The sequence below is a fragment of the Microbulbifer regidiadema (SeqCode) genome (genome assembly GCF_052467605.1).
On the sequence record NZ_CP174316.1, the window covers coordinates 2,381,763 to 2,406,724 of the forward strand.

Sequence of the window (24,962 nt, forward strand, 5' to 3'; positions counted from 1 at the left end):
GAAAAAGGGAATATCGCAATGTTGAAAATGAACAATATCCGTAAAAGTTTTCGCACCGATACTATCGAAACTCACGCGCTGCGGGATTTTAGCCTTGAAGTAAAAGAGGGCGAATTCGTATCCGTCACCGGCCCCAGTGGCTCCGGCAAAACCACCTTCCTCAATATTGCCGGCCTGCTGGAAACGCCCACCGGTGGCGAGTACCTGCTTGATGGCGACAATGTCAGCAATCTCAATGACCGCCAGCGTTCACAGCTGCGCAATGAGAAAATTGGTTTTATTTTCCAGGGGTTTAACCTGATTCCCGATCTGACCCTGTTCGACAATATCGATGTCCCCCTACGCTATCGAGGCTTCAATGCAAAAGAGCGCCGCAAGCGTATTGAGAAGGTACTAGAGCAAGTGGGCCTTTCTGCACGTGCCAAGCACCTGCCGGCACAACTGTCCGGTGGACAGCAGCAGCGTATCGCGATCGCCCGCGCTTTAGCCGGCGAACCCCGCTTTCTATTGGCAGATGAACCCACCGGCAATCTCGACTCCTTAATGGCCCGCCAAGTAATGGAGCTACTGGAGTTTATTAACGATTGGGGAACCACCATCGTTATGGTCACCCACGACCCAGAGCTCGCTCGCCGCGCCCATCGCAATATCCAGATTGTGGACGGGCAGGTATGCGACTTGCGCGCAGTTCCCGAGCAGCCTGCTGCCGTGACTGCTTAAGGAGCCCGTACCATGTTTGGATACTATATTTCCCTGGCCCTGCGCAGCTTGCGCGGTACTCCAATTTTAAGCGGTTTGATGATCACTGCTATTGCTGTGGGTGTGGGTGCCTCGATGACTGTACTCACCCTCAACTATATGATGTCGCAAAACGCACTCAAGCATAAAGATGATGTTCTTTTCGCTGTGCAACTGGATGGCTGGAACCCTAAGGAAGCTGCTGATACAGCCAATGAGATACCGTGGCAACTGACTTACCGAGATACACAAGCGCTACTGCGCTCAGATATTCCAACTCGTCAGGTTGCCATGCATCGCTTCGGGTTTACGGTTCAACTTGAAGAATCCTCAATGCGCCCTTTTACCGCATCTACCCGCGTCACTACGCGCGATTTCTTTTCCCTTTTTGATGTGCCTTTTATCTATGGTGGTACCTGGGAAAATGAAGCAGACTCTTCTCACGTAACAGTTGTTGTTCTATCCAAGTCGATGAATGACAAATTGTTTTCTGGCGAAGATAGTGTAGGAAAAACTATCAGCCTAAACGGCGAGCCCTTTACCGTTGTTGGTGTTATTGATCACTGGGAGCCCGCTCCTAAAGTTTATGACCTTAACAACAATGTCTTTGGCAGCGCCGAAAAACTGTTTGTGCCTTTCGGACTACACAGGAAACTGGAAATATACAGCTGGGGAAACACCAATGGGTGGAAAAATGGTGAAGGCCATGGCTACGAAGGATTCCTACAGAGTGAGGATATTTGGATACAGTATTGGGTCGAGATAAATAGTAGTGAGCAAAAAGTTCAATATGAAGATTTCCTGACTGCATATATTAATGGTGAAAAAACACAAGGGCGCTTTGCACGACCATTAAAATTCGCCCTGAGCAAGCCCTCTGAATGGCTGGTTCTCAATGAGGTCCTCAGAGATGATAATCGTGTATTGGGCTGGATATCTCTGGCTTTCTTATTAGTTTGCGTCATCAATGCAGTAGCTTTACTGCTGGCTAAATTTTTGCGTAAAGCACCCGAAGCTGGTGTCCGTCGCGCCCTAGGAGCGAGCCGAGGCGCTATTTTCACCCAACACTTAATTGAAAGTTCTGCCATTGGAGTGATCGGTGGTATCGCCGGAATATTTATTGCGGCTATGGGTATTAATGGAATCCGCTACCTAGCCATGGGGCAAATGGATACTGTAGCCACGATGGATTGGGTAATGATGATTGCAGCCATCGGCCTCGCTTTGATTGCAAGCCTACTCGCAGGAATCTATCCCGCTTGGCGTATCAGCCGTACCAACCCCTCTATTTATCTGAAAACCCAGTAAGGCCGAATCATGTTGGAATTGAAACCTATGTTGTCTGCCCTCTGGCGCAACAAAATCTCAGCAATGCTAATCGCTATACAACTAGCATTAACACTAGCGATCATCAGTAATATTGTGGTTATTGTAAAGGATCGCATTGACAAGATAGCACGACCTACAGGTATTGCCGTGGAAGAAATTATTGCTATAAATGTTATGGCAATCCCCCAAGATTATGACATGATCAATGCAGCGTCTTCTGATTTAAAATTGCTGCGCGAACTTCCCCATGTCAAGGATGCATCTGTTACACCGCAAGTACCCTTATCACAATCAGGGTCTGCCGGCGTATTTTACACGCAACCAAATCAGGAAATCGGTGGGGTCGTCTCCAACCGCTACAATACAGATCCAAACTTTATTAATACTCTAGGTCTTAATTTAATTGCGGGTCGCAATTTCACAGACGTGGAAATGCAGTATTTTGACCCTAATGAAATTAGGAAAATGTCAGTTGCCATTATCACTAAGCAGTTCGCTGAAAAACTGTACCCTAACCAGGACCCAATCGGTAAACCCTTATATGATGGCAACAACCATCCAATTGAAATTATTGGTGTTGTCGAGAGGCACCTGGGTGCCTGGGTAGGATGGTCAAAGGCAGGTAATGTAGCCTTTTTTCCCGTCGTTAGAAACACACAAGATATAAACTATTTAGTTCGGGCTGAACCAGGAAAGCTCAATGACGTATTGAAGGTATTAGAGGAGAAGTTATCTGAACGCGACCCACAAAGAGTGATAAAAACAAAAGTTCTTACAGAGTATGTCGCCAGCAGTTATGCTCGCGATAATTTAATGGTTAAAGTCCTGTCTACTGTTGCAGCCATGTTAAGTTTTATTGTAGCTCTTGGCATTGTAGGCCTAACCATATTCTGGATTAATCAAAGGGCCAAGCAAATTGGTGTTAGACGTGCATTAGGGGCTACCCGCACCAATATCAGCCGCTACTTCCTGTTAGAAAACGGGATAATCGCCAGTCTGGGCATTGCCGTTGGAAGTGCGGCAGCCTTGATTGCCAATCAATATATGGTTCGAGATTACTCACAGCCAGTTTTAACTTTGGCTCCCCTGGCTATTTGCGCGCTGTTGGTTCTCTTAGTCAGCCTTGGCGCCGCACTGGCCCCAGCACTGCGAGCAGCAAACATATCACCAGCGACAGCCACCCGGAGCATTTAAATAATCATCGGGGGGGCTTATCTCCCCCGATAAAAAACCAGCAATTTTCAATCCCCTCTCCCACCACCTATATTGGGGCAGCCCCAACTGCCCCAATATAGCCAACAATAAGGATATTGGTAATGTTAAAGGATCTCTCTGCTTTCATATTCATGGAACTGGCTCTACTGAGTCCAATGTCACTGGCAGAGCAACACCCCGTGATTCCCGGCCCCCAGCTATCCGAGGAATTAGCTCAGCAGATTACAAGTGCTGACCAACACTTATTTGATGCGCTATTCAACCACTGCGATCTAAGCGAAGCACAGGACCTGGTTACCGAAGACTTTGAAATGTACCACGATAAGTGGGGACAAACAGCGAAATCCGGTAAGGAGTTTGTCAAGATCATCAGCAATATGTGTAAGCAACGCGAGAATGGCAGTGATATTCATGCACGGCGTGAATTAGTAATCGATAGTATTGAAATCTATCCCGTTAACCACTACGGGGCTATTCAAACCGGTATTCATCGTTTTTACGGCATCAATGATGACAAAAGCGAAACCTTGCGTGAAAGTTCTCAATTTACTCACCTCTGGAAACAGGTCGACGGCTCCTGGCGGCTCGCCAGGGTATTGAGCTTTGACCATAAACCCGCCAACCCAAACAGCGTCGACTAGCCCCCCCTGTAATGGGGAAAATATGTCGCAGGCATTTCCTCTCAGCAGCACACACTGCATAATGGGACTATCAAGAGCACGCTCAGACACTATGGACAAAGTACTTATTATTGACGACAACAGTAGTATCGTCTCCGCCCTGGAGATTCTGTTGTCCCTACATGACCTGCAACCACTTTGTGCAATTACCCCCCAGGCCGGACTCCAACTCCTGCGGGAGAACCGCGATATCAGCCTGGTTATTCAGGATATGAACTTCACTGCGGATACCACCTCCGGCGAAGAGGGCAAGGAGTTGTTCTTCGCTATTCGGGAGATCAACCCGGACCTTCCTATCATTCTGCTGACCGCCTGGACCCAGTTGGAAATGGCCGTCGAACTAGTCCGAGCCGGCGCCGCCGACTACCTGGGCAAACCCTGGGATGACAATAAGTTGATATCCACAATCAACAACTTATTGGAATTGGGAGAGCTGCAAAAACGCCAGCAAGCCACTCAGCAACAAGCCCTGAATGCACGCAGTCAACTGCGCGAAAATTTCCAGCTGCTGGATATCATCTACCGCAGCGACAAAATGCAAAAATTGCTGGAGATGGCCACCCAAGTGGCAAAGTCTGATGTCCCGATTCTAATCACCGGCCCAAATGGCGCCGGCAAAGAAAAGATTGCAGAGATCATTCAGGCAAACTCCCTATCGCGAGAAGGTCCATTTATCAAAGTTAATGTTGGTGCCCTGCCAGAAGAACTGATGGAGGCAGAATTGTTTGGTGCCGAACCCGGTGCCTATACCGGTGCCGGCAACCGGGCGCGACAGGGGAGGTTTGAGGCTGCCGATGGTGGCACTTTATTTCTCGATGAGATTGGCGAACTCTCGCCCAGTGGTCAGGTAAAACTTTTACGCGTTCTACAAACTGGAGAGTTTCAACGTCTGGGTAGCAGCCAAACCCGCACAGCTAAAGTTCGGGTGATCAGCGCTACCAATAGGGACCTCCACAAGGCGATAGCGGAAGGCAAGTTTCGCCAGGATTTATTTTATCGGCTCAATGTTATAGAGCTGCGCCTCCCGCCATTACATGAGCGCCCGGAGGATATCCCCGCGCTCGCGATGCGCTTTCTCGCAGAAAATGGCAGTTCAAAAAAGCTCTCTCCACAAGCGTTAAACGCCCTGACTCGCTATCAGTGGCCAGGCAATGTGCGGGAGCTGCAAAATGTTATGCAGCGGGCAGCCGTCCTATGCCAGGGCGAGACCATCGATGAGGCCGTTCTGGCACTCCCTGAACAGAGCGCAAGCGACAAGGTGGAGGTGAGTTTCGAACCCAGCCGCGAGCTGCTGCAAGAGACGCTCGCCAATTGTAATGGCATTATTGCCCAGGCCGCACGGGAACTCGGTATGAGTCGTCAAGCGCTGTACCGCCGCCTGGAAAAACACGGTATACCCTATTGATGTCGAAATATCTCTCCCTTGAGGGCCGCCTTATCAGCGCAGCGGCCCTACCGTTAATAATCGCTATTGTTATCACCTGGCTCGGCACTCAAGCCGGCTTTAGCCCATTACTCTCACTGGCAACAGCGCTATTGCTCGCACTACCGTTATTAATTGGATTAATACGATATGTACTTACCCCGCTGAACAGCACATTAAAGTCCCTGCAAAATGGCCTGTTAAACTTTCGCGACGGCGACTTCTCCATTTCCCTTGTCCCCCCAAAAGACAGTGAACTCCGCCAAATAACGCTACTCTATAACGAAGTTGGCGAATACTTGCGCAAAGAGCGCGCACATATTTATCAGCGGGAACTCCTTTTGGATACGGTTATCCAAACCTCTCCACAGACTCTCTTACTGATCAATCAAAACGATCGTATCATTTATTCAAACAATAGCGCCAAGCAACTGCTGAATCACGGGAAACCAATACAGGGGCTACTGCTGCAACAAGCACTTTCCGAGAGTCCCAAGGAAATAGCCAGAGCCATTAACAGCTGGAAAAACGGCCTATTTAATTACACCGACCGCCACGGCCCACACTCCATCCATATCGGAAATAGTACGTTTGTACTCAATACGCAAACACATCGCCTGATTGTTTTGCGCGAAATGACCCGCGAACTGACTCGTGCAGAAGTGGAAGTCTGGAAGAAAGTTATCCGCCTGATTAGCCACGAGCTGAACAACTCTCTAGCTCCGATTTCATCGCTCGCCCACTCGGGAAAGATGCTGGTCACCAAACCCGGCAAAGAGCAGGCTCTGGAAAAGGTTTTCGATATTATTGCGGATCGCTGTAAACACCTGACAGAGTTCACCCAGGGCTACGCGTCTTTTGCCAAGCTGCCCGCACCCAGCTGTGAAAGCGTCACCTGGCAAGAGTTGATCAATCGAATAATGCCCATTCAAGCCTTCTCCCTAAAGGGCACTTTACCGGAGGAACCCGGCTACTTTGACCCCATTCAAATAGAACAAGCTCTGCTGAATTTAATAAAAAACTCACGGGAAGCTGGCAGTAATAGTGATGATATTGAACTTGAAGTCAGCACCGATCCCCTTGGCCAGAAAATAGTACTCTCCGACCGGGGCTGCGGTATGAGCGAGAAGGTGCTTGAACAGGCATTGCTACCCTTCTTTTCAACCAAGGAGCAGGGCGTGGGCTTGGGACTGGCACTGTGCAGAGAGATCATTGATGCCCACGATGGGCAGATCCAGCTTTTGAATAGAGCCGGAGGAGGCCTTCAAATCTGCCTCTGGCTGCCTTGGGGAAAAATATAACTCATACCCCAAAATACCGCAGCAATCACTGACAATCCACCAGTCAATAAAAGACACAGCCTATAAATGGAACTCTCTAACCAATAAAAGAACATCACACTTAAGTTTAAAATTGCGCCATGCAGCGATAATTTTATTGCGGCCACTCCCGTTCGAAACGTCATCTTTTTGTAGCTAAAAACAAAAGTCTAAGCTGCCATAACTCGAAATCCGAATTTTTTCTATGATTCGGATTTTAGAATCGTTGTTTACTTTTCTCGGAACGCACAAGAAGGGATCATGCTAAAAATAAATAGTTTGCTGTCCGCCGGCACACTTGCTTTAAGTCTGATGGCAGTCAATGCCCAGGCTGTCAACGCACCCAAAAAAGGGGGAGACCAAGTCGACCTGGTTATTGCCAACGAAGCCAAGTTGATCGATATGCTAAAACGCTCTGGTCGCATCAACCAAGAGGCAACGATTGAGGAAGCGGAACGCACTTTGCGCACCTATTTAAAGGAGCGGGCTACCCACAGTATTAATGGAGCCCAAGACCTCTCCAGCGATACCGTAACAATGATGCGCGAAGCCCATGGAGGGCATAAACACCCTCGACTTAAAAGGGGGAAAGGTTCCCTTCACCGCAATCATGGCAGCCGCCACCCTGCAAATATTCAACTTGAAAACTACGATGGCGAAGCGCGCACAGCCCGGGTTCTCGCCATCCTGATGGAGTTCCCCGATTTTCCCCACAACAGCATTGAGCCAGGGGAAAGTGATATGTACTACGCGGATTACGCCGCTGAACACTACGCAGATTTGCTTTTCTCCCAAAGCGGCTTTGACGGCCCCAGTGGAGAAAATATGCTATCCATGCAGCAGTTTTACTGGCAGCAGTCCGGCAATAGCTACTCGGTTGAAGGCTCTGTAGCAGGTTGGTATATGGCCAGCCAATCAGCAGCTTATTACGGCAATAATACCGATGGCGATGCTCGCTCCCTGATTCGCGAGGCTCTGGAAGCCGCCGCTGCCGATCCCACAATTAACTTATCAGATTTCGATATTGAAGATCGCTACGACCTGGATGGCGATGGTGACTTCTGGGAAGCAGACGGCTTGGTAGACCACATTATGATCTTCCACTCGTCAGTTGGTGAAGAAGCTGGTGGCGGACAGCTGGGTGAAGACGCCATTTGGTCTCACCGCTGGAATCTTGGCGGAGTCTATTCACTTGAAGGGACGACAGCGGAGGTAGATTACTGGGGAGGCACCATGGCCGCCTATGATTACACCATTCAGCCGGCGGATGCCGCTGCGGGGGTAGTCAGCCATGAATATGGCCATGATCTGGGCCTACCCGATGAATACGACACCGATGGAAGCGGTCGTGGAGAACCTGTCTCCTACTGGTCCATTATGTCCAGTGGCAGCTGGGCTGGCGTAACCCCAGGTGCAGAACCCACCGGCTTCTCCGCATATGCCAAGGAGTACCTGCAACACAACCATGGCGGTAACTGGCTTTACGGTGAAACCATCGAGCTAGATGAAATTCCTCGCCGTGGTATCGAATTATTACTCGATGAAGCCGTTAGTAAGGGTAGCAATAACGATGCCATTCGAATTGATCTACCTGCAAAGCAAGAAGTAGTTACCGAGCCCAGCAGCGGTGAATACGCCTACTTCAGTGGTAGCGGTAACAACCTGCAAAACTCTATGACAATATCTATTGATCTGAGTGATGCGGAAACGGCAAACCTCTCTTTCAAAGCCTGGTACGATATTGAGGCGGATTGGGATTACGCTGCGATTATGGTGGATTCAGGTGATGGCTTTGTTTCCATTCCCGGTTCAGTAACTACAGACAGCAATCCCAATGGCACTAATCCTGGTCATGGCATTACGGGCAGCTCCGAAGGCTGGATTGATATTGACTTCGACTTAAGTGCTTACAGCGGGCAAGAAATTAGCCTTTCGCTTGCCTATATTACTGATGGCGCCGTAGCGAATTCTGGTCTTTTTGCCGATGACATCACCATCGAAATTGATGATGCAACATTCCTATTCGATGATGCTGAGACTGATGGCAACTTTAGTCTGGCAGGCTTTAGTCGCAACCCAGGTTATCTTGAGCACGATCACTACTACCTGCTCGAATGGCGCACTCATCGCGGCGTTGATGCCGGACTGGCACATGTGAATGTAGCCGGCGAGATGCTCACTTTCACTGAAGGTCTCTTGGTTTGGTACGTAGACTCCAGCTACGACAATAACTGGGTTGGCGTACACCCAGGAAACGGCTTCCTCGGAGTTGTTGATGCTGACCAGAATGTATTGAAATGGAGTGATGACTCTGTTGCCAGTACCCGCTATCAGGTTCACGATGCCACTTTCAATATCGACAGAGCTGACGATATGGTTCTGGATTTACTTGAAGACTACGGCGTAACTCTTAGTGATACTTACAATCGCCGCCATCCCATGTTTAACGATACCTGGAGCTATAGCAGCGAAGAAATACCAGATGCCGGCCGCGCTATTACACCTTACGGCTTAAAAGTTCGGGTAGTTTCTCGCAGTGGAGATAAATCTGTAGCCAAAATACGCATAACCAAGTAAAAGAAGTAAAAACAGACGGCGCCTTTATGGCGCCGTCTCCAATCTAGAAAAATTGAAAAAATCACCCGCTAAAGCGAAGCCTTTAATCCGAGTAAAGCGCCCCTCCCGAATTAACCTGAATGCAAAAAAACCTACTTTTATCATTCAGGCCATATTTATTGCAGCACCGCCAGCACAAGAACAAATGAAAGAGGAAAAAGACAAGGTAAATTACCCCGGTGCCCCACAGGCAGGGAAAAATATGTGAACTGTGGCTGTTTGAGCCCCCAATACCCACCTGGTTATGGAGGGCTGGTGTAGTTTGCTCGTCCTGAAGCAGAGTACCCCAGTTTCAAATTAAGCCGGCATCCGCTGCTCACCGCGCAACTTAATTACATCCGCACGGGGCGGCAGACCAAACATACGGCTGTATTCACGGCTGAAATGAGAGGGGCTCTCATAGCCAACCCGATAGCTGGCTGAAGCCGCTTCCAGGCCCTCGCTCAACATCAGGCGCCGCGCCTCGTGCAAACGCAGTTTTTTCTGAAATTGCAGTGGGGACATGCGCGTGATCTGCTTGAAACTGTGATACAGAGACGATTCACTCATATTGGCCTGGTCCGCCAAATCGCTGATACGCAGCGGCTCTGAGAAGCGATCTTTTAGCACCTCTATCACCCGGGAAACCCGGTTCGCCTGGCTGTCGACCATAGCAAATTTACGCATCCGCGCGCCAATCTCCCCCATTAGGGCGCGATAGATAATCTCACGCCGGGCCAGTGGCGCCAGTATCGGGACATCCCTGGGGCTATCGAGCAGGGAGACCAGTCGGTTTAGGGCGTCGAGCATACCGTAGTCCATTTTGGTCAGGCACAGACCACAGCTCACTTCGGGACAATCATAGCCCGCCTCCACACCCGGTGCTTTATCTCCCAATTCTATGACCAAATCCGCCACCTCTTGCGGATCAATCACTATCTTCACGCCGAGAAATGGCGTTTCCTGCGAGGCATCTTCAATACGCCCCAAAATTGGCAAATGCACCGAGGTTGCCACATAACTCAGCGGCATATAGGAAATTTCCCGGTCGCCCAACTCAAGAGTCTTGCGCCCCTGAATAATAAAATTCAAAGAGGGGGTATACACCGCTGCCGTGCAGGCGCCCGGCTCGTTGCAGCGGATCAGGGAGAGCCCCTCCAGCGCGGTGTCATTTAACCCCTGCTCCGCTGCCTGGCGCATCAGGGAGACAATCAGTTTCTGCCGTATTGACTCCATATCCACAGCGACAGAGTTGGATTCCACTCTTTTTTCAGTGCTCATATGCTCCCCTTGTGCCTGCTACCAATTTCACGACTCAACACGAAGTAGACAGAGTATACGGAGTTTTAGGCAATTTTTATGTGGTTTTGCAGGATTGGGCAATTACTGTGCAGCAATAGGTAACCACAACCGATAAGAAGCGCTACAGACCCTGTAATATCTTAACAACCACTCCCCGCACATGGCTATATATACAGTTATTTACACATAGATAAGAATGTGATCCTTCCAGAGCAAAAACGCCCCTTAAGTAGAAATAGGCAATCAATTAACAGTTCCCGGATATCGCCACCACCCCCAGCACCGCTAGAGTGGCGCCCTTAGTGGGAGAAGTACCCAACAGCCCTTCCCCCTCCGTAGCAAAGGGAGCACACGCGTTATGGTAAGAAAATTAACCACAGTTTTATTCGGCGTAACCGCACTGGTCATCGCCGGCTGCAACAGCGGCGAACCTAGCGGCCAGCAACCGCCTCCCGCCGCTGTGGAGGTTGCCCAGGTCTCCTCTGCGGCCACCACCTTGTGGCGTAGCTTTACCGGCCGTGTCGCCGCCCCGGAAACCGTCGAGCTACGCCCGCGGGTGAGCGGTTATATCGATAAGGTATCCTTTGTCGAGGGCGCTCTGGTCAAGCGGGGCGATATCCTGTTTACCATTGACCCCCGCCCCTATCAGGCCCGCGAACGCGCCGCCCGCGCCGATCTGGCCCGAGTGCGCAGCGACCTTTCCTACAGCGAAAAGCAGGCCTCCCGCGCGCAACAGTTGCTCGACAGCAAGGCCATTTCCCGCGAGGAGTACGACCGCCGTATCGCCTCGCGGGATTCAGCCCGAGCAGCCCTCAGCGCTGCCGAAGCGGCACTGGAAAATGCCCAGCTGGACCTTCAGTACACCGAGGTCAAAGCACCGATAAGTGGCCGGGTCAGCCGCGCCCTGGTGACTCGCGGCAACCTCGCCAATGCCGACAGCACCCTGCTGACGACGCTGGTCTCTGTCGACCCGATGTACGTGTACTTCGAAAGTGATGAACAGACCTTTGCCAAGGGCCGCAACCTGCTCAACAGCGAACAAAAGCCCGCTGTGCGCATAGGTCTCGCCGGCGAGCAGGGCTACCCACACAGCGGCAAACTGGACTTTATTGATAACCGCCTGAACAGCCACACTGGCACTATTCAGTTCCGCGCCCTGGTTAGCAACAAAGAGGGCTTTTTTAAACCGGGGCAATTTGCCCGGGTGGAAATGCCGATTGAAGAGATGGCACAGGCCGTTTTAATCGATAGCAAAGCGGTAATGACCGATCAGGACCGCCGCTATGTCTATATCGTCAACGACAGCAATATCACCGAGAAACGTCCCGTGGTCACAGGCCCGCGCCAAGGTGATCTCGTGGTTATCCGCAGCGGTCTGGAGCCCGGTGAAAAAATTGTGGTAAACGGCCTGCAAAAGATTTTCTTCCCGGGTATGCCGGTCGCGCCGGAAATGGTGGCCATGCAGAAGCCGGTAACGGCGACCCAGGTCGCCGGCCACTGAGCAGAGAGCGAGGGGCCCAGCAAGCCCCCATATTCAGCTAATCCTATCAATGGAATCCGAGCGGCTGACTGAGTCGCTCTCGGAGTAGCAATCTATGAATTTTTCCCGTTTCTTTGTCGACAGACCGATTTTTGCCTCTGTGTTGTCGATCATTATTTTCGTTGTGGGGCTGATCAGTATTCCCTCACTGCCGGTTAGCGAATACCCGGAAGTAGTGCCGCCCAGTGTGCAAGTGAGCGCTCGCTATCCCGGCGCCAACCCCAAGACGATTTCGGAAACCGTCGCCACGCCGCTAGAGGAAGCGATTAACGGCGTGGAGAATATGATCTACATGAAGTCAGTGGCTGGCAGTGACGGCACCCTGACTCTGGACGTGACCTTTGAATTGGGCACAGACCCGGACCAAGCCCAGGTACAGGTACAAAACCGCGTATCCCAGGCCCTGCCGCGCTTGCCCGAAGATGTGCGCCTACAGGGGGTTACCACCCAGAAGCAGTCGCCAAACCTGATGATGGCGGTGCACCTGATTTCACCGGACGACAGCCTCGACGCTACCTATATTCGCAACTACGCCGTACTGCATATCCGCGATGAGCTCTCCCGTATTCCCGGCGTGGGCCTCGCCGCCGTGTTCGGTTCCGGTGACTACGCCATGCGCCTGTGGGTGGACCCGCAAAAAGCCGCCGCCGTAGGCATCACTGCCGCCGATATTGTCAGCGCCGTGCGCGAGCAAAACGTGCAGGTTTCCGCCGGCCAGATCGGCGCTTCCCCAATGCCGAACGGCTCAGACTTCCTGATTTCCATCAACGCCAAAGGCCGCCTGGAAAGTGAAGAGGAGTTTGGCGATGTTGTACTCAAGACCGGCAATAATGGTGAGATCACCCGCCTGAGAGATGTGGCCCGTGTAGAGCTGGCCTCTTCCCAGGACTCCCTGCGCGCCCTGCTCAACGGCCGCCAGGCTGTCGCCATTCCTATCTTCCAATCGCCAGGCTCCAACTCACTGGAGGTTTCTGCCGCAGTACGGGAAAAAATGGCCGAGCTGGATGACCAGTTCCCGGAAGGCCTCAAGTGGGAAGTCGCTTACGACCCCACGGTTTTTGTCAGCACCTCTATCAGCTCTGTGATCAAGACCCTACTGGAAGCCGTCCTGCTTGTGGTTTTGGTGGTTATCCTGTTCCTGCAAACCTGGCGCGCCTCATTGATCCCGCTGTTGGCCGTGCCGGTATCTATTGTCGGCACCTTTGCGGTGCTGTTGATGTTGGGTTTCTCAATCAACACCCTAACCCTGTTCGCCATGGTGCTGGCCATCGGTATTGTGGTGGATGACGCCATTGTGGTGGTGGAAAACGTCGAGCGAAATATCGAGGAGGGACTGACGCCTTTAGCCGCTGCCCACCAGGCCATGCGCGAGGTGAGCGGTCCGATTGTCGCGATCAGCCTGGTGCTCTGTGCGGTGTTTGTGCCCATGGCATTCCTGGATGGTATCACCGGCCAGTTCTACCGCCAGTTCGCCACCACCATTGCTATCGCCACCATTATCTCCGCGATCAACTCTCTGACTCTATCTCCGGCTCTGGCGGCTACCCTGCTGAAACCTCACGGCGCCAAGCCGGATATGCCCGCGCGCATTATTGAGCGTTTGTTCGGCTGGATATTCCGTCCGTTCAACCGCTTCTTCCAGCGCAACTCCGAGCGCTACCAGCGGGTGGTGGATAGCAGCCTCAAGCGTCGCGGTATCGTATTTGGGGTTTACCTGATATTGCTCGGCGGTACTTTCGCCCTGTTCCAACAGGTCCCAGGCGGCTTTATTCCGGTGCAGGATAAGACTTACCTGGTGGGCAGTATCCGCCTGCCGGAAGGTGCCTCTCTGGACCGCACTGAGGAAGTTGCTCGCCGCGTGAGTGAATTAGCCCTGGAAACCGAGGGTGTGGCCAACGCTGCCGCCTTTGTCGGCTTCAATGCGCTACAGCGCACCAACACCCCCAACGTGGGCACTGTATTTATCCTGTTCGACGATTTCGATCAACGTGAGCGCAGTGCCCAGGAAATCGCCGCAGAACTAAATGGCAAGATCTCACAGATCAAGGAAGGCTTTGCCATGACCTTTATGCCGCCACCCATCTTCGGTCTGGGTGCCGGCTCCGGCTACTCCCTCTATGTTCAGGACCGTCGCGGTGCCGGCTACGGTGAGCTGCAAAACGCCACCAATATGTTGGCGGGCGCTCTGAGCCAGGCCAGCGGCCTCAGCTACCCCTTCAGCTCCTACCAGGCCAATGTGCCGCAGATGGATGCGGAAGTGGATCGGCTACAGGCCAAGGCTCAAGGTGTGCGCATGGATGACTTGTTCGGCACCCTGCAGCTGTACTTCGGCTCCATGTATATCAACGACTTCAACCTGTTCGGCCGCACCTACCAGGTAGTCGCCCAGGCGGACGCACCTTTCCGCGATGACGTGCAGGATATCGACAACCTCTACACTCGCAATATGAACGGGGAGATGGTGCCCATCAGCACCATGGTAACCCTGCGCCAGAGCTACGGCCCCGACCCTGTTATCCGCTACAACGGCTATCCGGCCGCCGATCTAATGGGTCAGTCCGACCCCAGTATGCTGTCTTCTTCCGAAGCACTGGCGGCGGTTGAAAAGGTTGCCAGCCAAGCCCTGCCACCGGGTATGCAAATCCAGTGGACCGACCTCAGCTTCCAACAGGTCAACCAGGGCAGTGCCGCGATGGTGGTCTTCCCGCTGGCGGTGCTACTGGTATTCCTGGTGCTGGCCGCCCTGTATGAGAGCTGGGTAATGCCGCTGGCCGTTATTTTAATCGTGCCCATGTGTCTACTGGCTGCACTGTTCGGTGTCTGGGCAACGGGTGGTGATAACAATGTCTTTGTTCAGGTCGGGCTGGTTGTACTGATGGGGCTCGCGTGCAAAAACGCCATTCTAATTGTGGAGTTTGCCCGCGAACTGGAAATGGAGGGCAAGGGCACCGTCGAGGCCGCACTGGAAGCCTGCCGTCTGCGTCTGCGCCCGATCATTATGACCTCGGTGGCCTTTATTGCCGGTGTGGTTCCACTGGTATTGGCCAGTGGCGCTGGCGCTGAGGTGCGCAATGCCATGGGTATCACCGTATTTACCGGCATGATCGGTGTCACTCTGTTTGGCCTGTTCCTAACCCCGGTATTTTATGTTGCCCTGCGCAAAATTAGCGGCGGCAAATTATCAGTCAGCCAAAGTACGGATGATCAGGAAAGCAACCGCTCTATAGCGCAAACCATTAATCCTTAACCCCGCTTTTCCCGGGCGCCGTATGCGCCCGGGACTTTTTATTTGCGCTTATCCTTCCGCCAACCCGTTCCGGGAAAAAGCCTCACCTGCAAACGAAGCAACAGCCCCAGCGGCACACAGCATAAAATCACAATAACCCCCAAAATAGCCCGCATATAATCGCTGCCCTCTTCGTGCTGTTCGGCGTGACAGCGCAGGTAAGATTGATAGCAGTGATCCGGGCCATCTATAGGCAACAGGGCGTAATTAATCACCCGCTCCAAAAATCTCCAGTAACGTCGAAAAGGTGTCTCTGTCACTCGGGAAAAATAACCACAGCGAGCCGATATCGTCGCATTGGGACTGCCACCGGCAATCGCATTGCCCAGTCGATCCAGGGCAATAAGAACATTTCGCAGCCAGCCTCTACCCCTACCTCTATTGGTACCTCGCATTATTAAATCCACTCAGAGGCCCCCTGCTGCCACCGCGCCGCAAAATATTCACAGAATAAAAATCATAGGTATTATCCCCACCGCGCTATCACAGCAAGCGGGGATAACGCCAAAAGAAAACCCGTTAATTAATAGGGGCCGTAGCTCAGCACAAAGGGGGAATAAGCACCCGCACACCAATCGCCAGTATCCAATTGATAGCAATGCACCCCCTCGGCAACACAGTGTGCGAGGCTCCCAAGATAGCGATCGCCCGCCAGGCAAAAGTGTGGGAATGCCGCCACCTCATCCGGCGGTACCGGTGTGGTTTTATAGCTGTAATAAGCCGCCGTACCTCTTAGGTCACAAAAGAAACCGTCGGCAACGCAGCCCGCCAGCAATGGCGCCGCCAGGAGAAGAAAAAGAGCGATTCTACCTTTCATAGGAAATACACCGCCTCCCAGCGGAAATATCAAAGCAGCGGGCACTGGGTGGACAGATAGAGCCCGGCGCCAATTCCTCCGCATCCCCGGGACAGCTCGAAGGGGATACCGGCGCATCGGGCATATGAGAAGAGTGGGAAGAGGGATAGGCCCGATACTCCGCGTGGCGGGGAATGGGCGGATTACTGGGATAAACCACGTGATTGCGCGTATCGGGGGCTCCACACCCCCCAGTAAAAGCGCCCAGCGACAAGACAGAAATAAATATCGCGTATTTTGGCATGGTAGCGCTCCGAATCGGCACTGCGCGGGCAGGGGTCACGCATTTTTAACGGCTTATACCAGGCTCGGCCACTGCGATTAATAGACCCGCAGTATGGGAAAAAACCAAGCCATAGGTCCCTGCAAACTATCGATGCAATCCACCGTTTCACAGGGCTTTTGGGCGGCAAAGGGTTGTGGGTCCTGCCTGTGGCGACTGCCGACTTCCACAAAGCGAACACCTTGTTCGGCAGCTTCTACCTCATAAAAAAAGGGGTCTTCACCCTCGACTTCTTCCACGGGTAAAAAAAGGCAACCCTGCATCGCACACACCGCCAGTAGCGGCAACGCGAATTTCCTTGTAGGTCCCATAACCCGACACCTCACATTCTCAGTGCTGCGATGATAGTAGCCTCTCAGTGAGTCTAGCTGCCAAAGGATTAGCGGCCAGAAAGCCGATGTCGATTTGCGCGAAAATCATCTTTTTGATGTTTTTTGTGGCAACGATTTCTTTTCCCGTTAAAGGCCAACCCGGTTATAGGGAGTTCTTCAGGGGCTCCTTAATTTTGAAAATAAAAAAAGCGGCCAATTGGCCGCTTTTTTACTGACATTAACTGGCTGACAATTACAGCAGCAGTCGGCGCACATCCGCCAGCACGCTGACCAGATAAGTCATAAAGCGTCCGGCATCGCCACCATTAACCGCGCGGTGATCGTAAGACAGCGCCAGCGGCAACATCTGGCGGGGCTCGAAGTCCTTGCCGTTCCACACCGGCTTCATCGCCAACTTGGAAACACCGAGGATACCAACTTCCGGGGAGTTGACGATTGGAGTAAATCCTGTGCCGCCGATTGCCCCCAGGCTGGAGATGGTAAAGCAGGCGCCCTGCATCTCGTTGGGCTTCAACTTGCCATCGCGGGCCTTCAGGGCCATTTCAGTGGCCTCGGCCGCCAGCTCGTACAAGCCTTTCTTATCCACATCGCGGATAACCGGCACCATCAGGCCTTTCGGCGTATCTACCGCCATGCCCACATGCACATAGTCCTTGCGCACAATGTGCTCGCCATCGTTGTGCAGGGATACATTAAAGCTGGGCTCTGCACGCAGGGCTGCGGCTACCGCTTTCAGCAGGAAAGGCACTGGCGTGAGCTTCACCCCGCGCTTCTCCGCCTCGGCCTTCATAGACTTGCGGAAAGTCTCCAGTTCGGTGATATCCGCATCGTCAAACTGGGTGACGTGGGGCACATTGAGCCAGTTGCGCGACATATTGGCCGCAGTGATCTTGTGGATCTTGCTCATCGGCTCCACATTCACCGGGCCAAACTGGCTGAAGTCGATATCCGGCATCTTGGCGATACCGATACCACCGCCCACCGCACCGCTCTCGGCCTTCTTCACCTGCTCGCGGATATAGTTGTGCAGATCGTCCTTGGACACCCGATTGCGCGGGCCGCTGGGCTTCACCTTATCCAGGGTGACACCCAGCTCGCGGGCCAGCTTGCGCACGGCGGGGCCGGCGTAGACCTGGGCCGCTGCGGTGAGATTGCGCTCCAACTGGTGATCTTTTGCCGGCGCTGCCGAGGGCTCAGCGGGTAGCGATACCTGCTGTGGCGCACTCGCGGCAGCTGCTGCCGGAGCCGGCGCTGCGGGCGCGGCGCCACCTGCGGCAACCACTTTCAACACACCGAGGGTATCGCCAGTGGATACCTTATCGCCCTCTTTGACGGCGATAGAAACTACCGTACCGGCGCTGGGGGAAGGCACATCCATAGAGGCCTTATCGCCTTCCACCACAATCAGTGAGTCGCCCTCTTCGACCGTATCACCGGGCTGCACACTGATCTCGATAACATCAACCGCATCGGCGCCGCCCAGATCGGGGACCTGGATCGTTTCCTCTTTGGGCGCGCCGCTCGCCACTGGGGCCTCGACTACGGGTTCGGCAACCGGCGCGGCTTTCTCCTCGGCGGGGGCCGCAGCCGGCTCCTCTGCCGGCGCTGCCACCGCATCGGTTTCGATCTCGCCGATCACATCGCCTTCGGAGACCTTATCGCCCTCTTTGATACTGATGCTGAGGATTTTGCCAGCCACCGGGGCCGGCACATCCATGGAGGCCTTATCGCCCTCCACCACAATCAGTGAATCCTCTTGCGCGACGGTATCGCCGACGGCAACGGTAATTTCAATGACATCGACCTGATCGGCACCACCGAGATCAGGCACTTTAATGACTTGCTTTGCCATAGGTGTTCTGCTCTCTCTTAGATAGTGCGCGGGTTAACTTTTTCGGCATCGATATTGAGCTTGACGATCGCTTCCGCAACCTCTTTCGCATCAATAACGCCCTGCTTGGCCAAACCGTTCAGCGCGGCTATTACCACGTAGTTGCGGTCCACTTCGAAGAAGCGGCGCAGCTGCTCGCGGCTGTCACTGCGGCCGAAGCCATCGGTGCCCAAAGTTGTGAGTTCACCGTCGATAAATTCGCGCAGCGGCTCCACGTAGGAACGAATGTAGTCGGTGGAGGCAATCACCGGAGCCGTGTTGCCATCAAACTGTTCGGTGATCCAGGCTTTGCGCGGCTCTGCTTCCGGGTGCAGCATATTCCAGCGCGCCACATCCTGGCCTTCACGGGCCGCTTCCACGGCGGAGGTGAGGCTCCAGACATCGGAGGTCACATCGAACTGGTCGGCGAGAATATCCGCCGCTGCCAGCACTTCGCGCAAAATAGTACCGCCACCAATCAGCTGTACATGTTTCTTCGCCGCTTTGCCCTTGGCGCCTTTCTTGACGTTGGACTGCAACTTGTAGATACCGCGGATAATGCCCTCTTCCACACCCTGGGGCATTTCCGGCTGCAGGTAATTTTCGTTCTCGATAGTGATGTAGTAGAAGAGGTTCTTCTGTTCTTCGTACATCTCTTTCAAGCCGCGCTGCATAACCACCGCCAGCTCATAACCGTAAGCCGGGTCGTAGCTGCGGCAGTTGGGGATAGTGGAGGACAGCACGTGGCTGTGGCCGTCCTGGTGCTGCAGACCTTCACCGTTCAAGGTGGTACGCCCGGCGGTGGCACCGATCAGGAAGCCGCGCGCCTGCATATCGCCAGCGGCCCAGGCCAGGTCGCCGATACGCTGGAAACCGAACATGGAGTAGTAGATATAGAAAGGCACCATCGGCACGCCGTGGTTGCTGTAGGCCGTGGCCAGCGCCATCCAGGTGGACATGGCACCGGCTTCGTTGATGCCCTCTTCCAGCACCTGGCCTTTCTTATCTTCCTTGTAATACATGATCTGGCCGTGATCCACCGGCGTGTAGCGCTGCCCCTGGGAGGAGTAGATACCCAGCTGGCGGAACAGGCCTTCCATACCGAAAGTACGGGCTTCATCGGGCACAATCGGCGCGATGTTCTTGCCGATATTCTTATCTTTTACCAGGGCGGCAATAGCGCGCACAAATGCCATAGTGGTGGAGATTTCGCGCTCACCGGAGCCTTTGGTCAGTGCGCTGAACGCATCGAGACCGGGCACTTCCAGTTTCGGGCACTCAACCGGGCGACGGGGAACCGGGCCGCCCAGGGCCTTGCGGCGCTCCGCCATATATTTCATTTCCGGGCTGTCCGGAGATGGACGGTAGTAAGGAACTTCTTCCAGCTCTTTATCGGTGAGCGGGATGGCAAAGCGATCGCGGAAACGCTTGAGGGAATCCAGGTCCAGCTTCTTCACGGAGTGGGTGTCCATCGCCGCTTCACCGGCGGAGCCCAGGCCGTAACCTTTAACCGTTTGCGCCAGGATCACGGTGGGCTGGCCTTTGTGGGCCATCGCCGACGCGTAAGCTGCGTAGACTTTGTAGGGGTCGTGGCCGCCGCGATTGAGTTTCATAATCTCATCGTCGGACATATCCTTAACCAGCTCCAGCAGCTCCGGATATTTGCCGAAGAAGTGCTCGCGGGTATAGGCGCCGCCGTTGGCCTTGAAGTTCTGCATCTCGCCATCGACCACTTCGTCCATGACTTTCTGCAGCAGGCCCTTGTCATCTTTCTCCAGCAGCGGGTCCCACAGGCGACCCCAGAGTACTTTGACCACGTTCCAACCGGCACCGCGGAATACGCCTTCCAGCTCCTGCACGATCTTGCCGTTGCCGCGCACCGGACCATCCAGACGCTGCAAGTTACAGTTAACCACGAACACCAGGTTTTCCAGTTGCTCGCGGCCGGCCAGGGAGATTGCGCCCAGGGTTTCCGGCTCGTCACACTCGCCGTCGCCGAGGAACGCCCACACCTTGCGATCGCCGCGCGGGGACAGGCCGCGGGCAGACAGGTAGCGCATAATGTGCGCCTGGTAAATTGCCTGGATCGGCCCCAATCCCATGGAGACGGTGGGGAACTGCCAGTACTCCGGCATCAGCCAGGGGTGCGGGTAAGAGGACAGGCCATTGCCGTTTACTTCGCGGCGGAAGTTGTCCAGCTGCTCTTCATCGAAGCGCCCTTCCAGGTAGGAGCGGGCATAAATACCCGGTGCGCTGTGGCCCTGGAAGAAAATCAGGTCACCGCGCTCCTCGCCTTCATTGCCGCGGAAGAAGTAGTTAAAGCCCACATCGTAGAGGGTGGCCGCAGAGGAAAAACTGGAGATATGGCCGCCGAGGCCATCGTTATTCTGGTTGGCACGAACCACCATCGCCAGGGCATTCCAGCGAATCAGGGAGCGAATACGGCGCTCCATAAACAGGTCGCCGGGCATACGCTTTTCCGCATTGGGCGGAATGCTATTGCGATAGGGCGTGGTGATTGCTGCGGGCAGCTGTACGCCTACATCGGTAGCGCGGTCAGACAGCTGCTTCAGGAGAAAGGCTGCGCGTTCTTTGCCGCTATAGCGGATAACCGCTTGCAGCGCGTCCAGCCACTCCTGCGTTTCGAGGTTATCGGTATCTTCGTGCATCAAGTGCTCCTCGGCGAATTAGGCGACGTCGAGTCGGTCTATTTCTCAAAAATCGGTACGCGGGCAAACTACAGCGCGGGCAAAAAAAAGCTTCCTTTTTTTCTTGGTTCCGCCAATTCACCAACTCTGTTGGCGTAAATGCAAAGTTGGTAAATCTTTACTCGAGTATGACGGAGAGGAAAGCGGCGCTATTTATTGCCGCAAGTGCTTAGTTTGACTGTGATTATCTGTTCCGGGGCCCGCGCAGACTGGCGGACAAAACCCCATCCCCGGTTGTTAGCGGAAGAGATTGTAGTATTACTACATAAAATTTTCCAGATAGGACGGTTAGTAACAAATAAAACCAAAGGGCAAAACAATTATTTGCCTTTTAACCGCTTTACCGGAATATTTAGTGGAATTTTTGAGAAAACGAACTACAAAATCGAGTCCCAAATAAAGACACTGGTCACAGCTGAACTAAGTCTCCGCCGGATTGATATTCAGCGTAGACCAAGTAGCGCAGCGGTCCGCCAGACGCTAGAGCATTGAAAGGGTAACAGGTCACCAGCAGCAGGCCGCGCTCGGCAAAGATAGGCAGGCGCTCTTTCTCACTATCCACAATCCGCAGCTCTGCAACCCGGTAGGTATGCCAGCGCCCGCGCTTGTCCTGCAAATAGATGGAGCTACCCCGCCTGACGCGCTCCAATCCGGCAAAGTGAGTATCCCGGTGGGCGGCGATCACTGTGGTGCGGGGCTCGCCGGGATTGCCGGAGCCGGACAGGAGGCCGGGGCCAAAGGCCAGCGCCTGCCCACTGCCCCCTTCGAGAACAATTAATGGCGACTGCCCTTCCAGCTTGAGCTTGGCCACCGGCCAGGTATCCGCCCAGGGCCAGGGCTTTTGCGCAGCCCCGCCCAGCAGCTGCTCCTCCCAAGCGCTATCGATCAGCACCTGGGCCAACTCCGCCTTGGCCAGGAGCCAGCTGGCAGATCCCAGCTGCCACAGTCCCGCCCCCAGGCACAATACAAAGAGCAGTGAACGAAGCACGCTTACACTCCTCCCCGCTCTAGCGCACCATCACAGCTCAACTGGCGGGGGTCCGGCAACACCCTGCGCAAGAAGCGGCGCAGGGTGTGCATCCAGTGGCCGCGCAGAGCGCGACCCCGCCGGAGGCTGGCGGCCAATATCAGTAGCAATGCCGCCGCCAACAACTGTCCATAGAGGCCGGTAGCCGTTTGCGGATAGGCCTGGCGCTGCAATACCTGCCCTTGCGCTGTCATATTAGCGACCGGGCTGCGGGATAAGGTTTCCGCAGCGCCGCGCACCACCTCCTCTTCGACGGCGACAAAGCTGGTGTAGGGGCTGGCGAGCTGATGACTCAGGGCGGTTTGTAAAATCTGCTCGCGCAGAGCCTGGCCGGCATCCGAGTGCTCCCCAGACTCAAGCTGCTGGTCCCGCAGCGCCTGTATCTTGCTGCGCGCCCAGACACTGCCAATACCCCGCGTATCGCTGCCGCCATCTATTTTCAGGGCGAGTTTGCGTACAAACTGCTTGCCGGCCATACGCCCGCGCAGCTGGATATCCCCCTGTAGTAAGTGGCCCTGCACCTTTGCCACCAACTGGATAGGCTCACCGCTATACAGGTCGGGGATGCGCTTGGGGTAGGCATCCGCCACCACGCCCTGGGGCCAGCTGAGCTGCAAATCGGTAGCCATGGGATTTTCCAACTTGGCAAACAGGGCCTGCATACGCTCGCGCACCTCGGAAATATCACCGATAGTGACAAAAGTACCGCGCCCGAACTGGGCGGCCTTGCGCATAAAGTGGCTGTTGGGAGCCGAGCCGATACCGACAGTAAACAGGCGGGCGCTGTGCAGGGATTGACTGATCAACTCGAACAGAGCCCGCTCATTGCCCACCGCACCATCGGTAATAAAGACCACCTGCTGAACCGTGCTGGTGTCATCCTGCATCTGCTGTCCAAATGCCATCCGCAGGGCCGGCGCCATTTCGGTGCCCCCCTCGGCGTTCAGGTTTTCAATTTCCCGGCGCGCGCGGCGGATATTGTCGGCGCTCGCCGCTATCGGACGCGGGAAAAATGCGCGAGTGGTACTGTTAAATTCGATCACATTAAAGCGGTCACTGCTGTGCAGGCGGGACAGTGCCAGGGTGAGGCTCTCCTTCGCCTGGCGCATGGAATTGCCCGACATGGAGCCGGAAGTATCCACAACGTAAATCACTTCCCGCGGCAGACGCTGGGTGCTGGTACCGGCGCTGGGGGGGAGCAGCATAACCTGCAAATAGGCGCCCGCCTGTGCACCTTCTCCCTGTTCTGCGGCGATTTGCTCGCTAAACAGCGCCGCGCGCGGCATGGCAGAAGCGCGCGGTTGCCAGTTCAGTAGAAAATCCCGATCCATCTCCGCAGTACCATCGCGCAACTGAATCCGGTAGCGACCCTCACCCCGGTTATCGATATCAATGGCGTGATAGGGACTATCGATTTTTGCCAGCGGCAGACCGCCATGTAAATCCACCTCGATCGCAATATTGTGGCTGCCCAGCGCCTGCAACTCCTGCGCGGGCTGCATAAACGGGGTTATCGCCGCAGCATCCGGCACCTGATCCGTGGGCAGCGCCCAGCCACTCTGCTCCACCACCAATTCCCGCTCATCGCCGTTCAGCGCCTGGGGCGATATAGGTTTGCCGGGGATATAGCGCGGGGTCAGTGTGGTGGGCATACGCAAGGAAAAAACACCGCTGTCATAATTGACCGGCTGCAAGTAGCGAATATTAATTTGCACCGTCTCGCCGGGAGCAATATTCGCCACTTTATTGGTAAACAGGTTTGGGCGCTGCTGTTCGAGAAGGGCCGCGCGTTTACCTGCGGCGCGGGCGGCCTTATAAATCTTAGCCGCCGCTTTGCGCTCGTGGACTTTGCCGACGATACGGCGCTCGCCCACCTGAATCTCGAGCCCGGCCACCGCAGCCTGCTCCGGCAGCGGCAGCGCGTAAACCGCCTCCTGCCAGGCGTCGCTGGTATTTTTAAATTGTTGCCGAAGCGCGACTTCCGCCACCAGTCCCCGCACAGAGATATTCACTTGGCTGTCCAGGTGTAGCGCCGGGATATACTTTCCCGGCTCACTGCCGCTAAAAAGTAAATCCCCGCCTTTTATGTCATTTAGGGTAACGGTCTCCGCAGGCTCCAACTGGGGGGCATCGCCGGCATCGGGAAGCGCCTGGGCATTGACCTCGGCGCCGATTGCCGCAACAACAACCGCCAGGACCACAACGACAAAGCACCACCAGCGCCCCGCCCCATCGGCCTTTTGGCGTCGGCGATAGTATTCCTCAGTCGGCAGCATCAGGTCATCTTTATGAAACTGCGGCTTAAATAACGTTACCCTGTTCACTCACTTCCCTCCACTTTTAAATTGGATGTTGAAGCTATTAAACAGGGGGAAGCGGGCGAAAGGTGGCAGGGAATCGGGCGAGAATTTGGAGGAATTATGGCGAATTGTGGCAGGGGCCGCTCTTCGCACGATTCA

General features: G+C 54.3%; 19 protein-coding genes. 10 read left to right on the forward strand and 9 right to left on the reverse strand.

All coding sequences use genetic code 11. The features are described from left to right. Positions 1–18: 18 nt before the first annotated feature. The 8 genes from ACJJIF_RS11060 to ACJJIF_RS11095 all read left to right on the forward strand — a co-directional run bounded on the left by ACJJIF_RS11060 (position 19) and on the right by ACJJIF_RS11095 (position 9,528). Positions 19–720 (forward strand): ABC transporter ATP-binding protein, encoded by a 702-nt coding sequence (locus ACJJIF_RS11060; protein WP_444932269.1) that lies wholly within the window; start codon positions 19–21, stop codon positions 718–720. 12 nt (positions 721–732) lie between these two features. Continuing rightward, positions 733–2,046 (forward strand): ABC transporter permease, encoded by a 1,314-nt coding sequence (locus ACJJIF_RS11065; RefSeq protein WP_444932270.1) that lies wholly within the window; start codon positions 733–735, stop codon positions 2,044–2,046. Between the two features lie 9 nt (positions 2,047–2,055). Continuing rightward, positions 2,056–3,261: an ABC transporter permease gene (locus ACJJIF_RS11070; RefSeq protein WP_444932271.1), complete on the forward strand. Its 1,206-nt coding sequence runs from the start codon at positions 2,056–2,058 to the stop codon at positions 3,259–3,261. A gap of 122 nt (positions 3,262–3,383) precedes the next feature. Then, positions 3,384–3,923: a nuclear transport factor 2 family protein gene (locus ACJJIF_RS11075; protein ID WP_444932272.1), complete on the forward strand. Its 540-nt coding sequence runs from the start codon at positions 3,384–3,386 to the stop codon at positions 3,921–3,923. A 91-nt stretch (positions 3,924–4,014) separates the two neighbouring features. Further along, positions 4,015–5,367, forward strand: a complete 1,353-nt coding sequence (locus tag ACJJIF_RS11080) for a sigma-54-dependent transcriptional regulator (protein ID WP_444932273.1) — start codon at positions 4,015–4,017, stop codon at positions 5,365–5,367. Next, entirely contained in the window at positions 5,367–6,686 is a 1,320-nt protein-coding gene (locus ACJJIF_RS11085; protein ID WP_444932274.1) for a sensor histidine kinase, read from the forward strand. The genes ACJJIF_RS11080 and ACJJIF_RS11085 overlap by 1 nt, the downstream gene beginning before the upstream one ends. 279 nt (positions 6,687–6,965) lie before the next feature. After that, positions 6,966–9,281 (forward strand): immune inhibitor A domain-containing protein, encoded by a 2,316-nt coding sequence (locus ACJJIF_RS11090; protein WP_444932275.1) that lies wholly within the window; start codon positions 6,966–6,968, stop codon positions 9,279–9,281. 52 nt (positions 9,282–9,333) lie between these two features. After that, complete coding sequence (locus ACJJIF_RS11095; protein WP_444932276.1) at positions 9,334–9,528, forward strand: hypothetical protein; 195 nt, start codon at positions 9,334–9,336, stop codon at positions 9,526–9,528. Positions 9,529–9,617: 89 nt separating this feature from the next. Here the strand turns inward: ACJJIF_RS11095 and ACJJIF_RS11100 are convergent, their stop codons facing one another. Then, positions 9,618–10,580 (reverse strand): AraC family transcriptional regulator, encoded by a 963-nt coding sequence (locus ACJJIF_RS11100; protein WP_444932277.1) that lies wholly within the window; start codon positions 10,578–10,580, stop codon positions 9,618–9,620. A 379-nt stretch (positions 10,581–10,959) separates the two neighbouring features. Between ACJJIF_RS11100 and ACJJIF_RS11105 the strand changes: the two genes are divergently transcribed. Then, positions 10,960–12,102, forward strand: a complete 1,143-nt coding sequence (locus tag ACJJIF_RS11105; protein WP_444932278.1) for an efflux RND transporter periplasmic adaptor subunit — start codon at positions 10,960–10,962, stop codon at positions 12,100–12,102. A gap of 94 nt (positions 12,103–12,196) precedes the next feature. Continuing rightward, positions 12,197–15,388, forward strand: a complete 3,192-nt coding sequence (locus tag ACJJIF_RS11110) for an efflux RND transporter permease subunit (protein ID WP_444932279.1) — start codon at positions 12,197–12,199, stop codon at positions 15,386–15,388. Between the two features lie 38 nt (positions 15,389–15,426). On the opposite strand, the gene ACJJIF_RS11115 is transcribed toward ACJJIF_RS11110, so the two are convergent. The 8 genes from ACJJIF_RS11115 to ACJJIF_RS11150 form a co-directional block, all read right to left on the reverse strand. Then, a complete protein-coding gene (locus tag ACJJIF_RS11115) occupies positions 15,427–15,822 on the reverse strand; it encodes a hypothetical protein (RefSeq protein WP_444932280.1) in 396 nt (131 codons plus the stop codon). Between the two features lie 128 nt (positions 15,823–15,950). Then, positions 15,951–16,244 carry a hypothetical protein gene (locus ACJJIF_RS11120; protein ID WP_444932281.1) on the reverse strand — a complete coding sequence of 98 codons (294 nt, stop codon included), beginning with the start codon at positions 16,242–16,244 and terminating at the stop codon, positions 15,951–15,953. After that, complete coding sequence (locus tag ACJJIF_RS11125; protein ID WP_444932282.1) at positions 16,234–16,527, reverse strand: hypothetical protein; 294 nt, start codon at positions 16,525–16,527, stop codon at positions 16,234–16,236. Before ACJJIF_RS11125 ends, ACJJIF_RS11120 begins: the two co-directional genes overlap by 11 nt. Positions 16,528–16,604: 77 nt before the next feature. After that, complete coding sequence (locus ACJJIF_RS11130; RefSeq protein ID WP_444932283.1) at positions 16,605–16,877, reverse strand: hypothetical protein; 273 nt, start codon at positions 16,875–16,877, stop codon at positions 16,605–16,607. Between the two features lie 253 nt (positions 16,878–17,130). After that, a complete protein-coding gene (gene aceF / locus ACJJIF_RS11135) occupies positions 17,131–18,750 on the reverse strand; it encodes a dihydrolipoyllysine-residue acetyltransferase (RefSeq protein WP_444932284.1) in 1,620 nt (539 codons plus the stop codon). 17 nt (positions 18,751–18,767) lie between these two features. Continuing rightward, positions 18,768–21,437: a pyruvate dehydrogenase (acetyl-transferring), homodimeric type gene (aceE, locus tag ACJJIF_RS11140; protein ID WP_444932285.1), complete on the reverse strand. Its 2,670-nt coding sequence runs from the start codon at positions 21,435–21,437 to the stop codon at positions 18,768–18,770. A gap of 448 nt (positions 21,438–21,885) precedes the next feature. Further along, complete coding sequence (locus ACJJIF_RS11145; protein ID WP_444932286.1) at positions 21,886–22,464, reverse strand: class GN sortase; 579 nt, start codon at positions 22,462–22,464, stop codon at positions 21,886–21,888. A gap of 2 nt (positions 22,465–22,466) precedes the next feature. Beyond that, positions 22,467–24,827 (reverse strand): marine proteobacterial sortase target protein, encoded by a 2,361-nt coding sequence (locus ACJJIF_RS11150; RefSeq protein WP_444932287.1) that lies wholly within the window; start codon positions 24,825–24,827, stop codon positions 22,467–22,469. Positions 24,828–24,962: the final 135 nt, after the last annotated feature.